1 protein-coding gene is annotated in these 558 nt (G+C 52.3%); it reads right to left on the bottom strand.

The annotated features are described in order from the left end of the window. On the bottom strand, positions 1 to 516 hold a 516-nt coding region (locus ACJ9N4_RS20945), incomplete at its 3' end, for a phage minor tail protein L (RefSeq protein WP_411500804.1). Positions 517 to 558: the final 42 nt, after the last annotated feature.

Genomic DNA, 558 nt, shown 5'->3' with positions numbered 1-558 from the left:
CCCCTGCAGATCCATCGGGCTGGAAAGTGTGAATTCCACAACCTCGTTGTTTTCACTGCTTTTTGCATCGATGTAAAAGACCTTCAGCTTTTCCTGAGTGGGATCAGCTGATGGGTTACCCTGGGGAAAATTTCGGGCATCCAGATACCGCGCCAGCGTGTCATGAATACTGACTTTGGCCTGCAGCAGATCGTCATACGCAAGACAGAGCGCCGTGATTGAGCTGTCCAGGTTGGCCACCGTCAGTTTAGGCTGCGGGCTGGTACCGTCCGTGGTCGCCTCAATACCTTCAACCTGACATGGCCAGGCTTTATACTCCTGCCCCTGCCACCAGATGGATTTCGCCGGAAGTTTATTCTCATCCCCGCCAGCGGCTTCAATTTCTTCAGGTGTGTGCGCGATATTATGTGCGTGGAAGCAGAGCACATCCGACATGCCGAATGCCGTGCCATCGACAGAAAAAAGCCGGACTTCATTGCCCGGCTCAAGTTTTTGATAATCAGCATGAAGACTCATGGTGCAAATGCCTGTTCAAACGTTGCCGTTACGGTTACCACT

The sequence above is a fragment of the Enterobacter sp. LM3 genome (genome assembly GCF_046622475.1).
GTDB lineage: Bacteria > Pseudomonadota > Gammaproteobacteria > Enterobacterales > Enterobacteriaceae > Enterobacter > Enterobacter cloacae_P.
The sequence above is the reverse complement of the archived record's forward strand: the minus strand, read 5'-3'. Positions and strand labels throughout refer to the sequence as shown.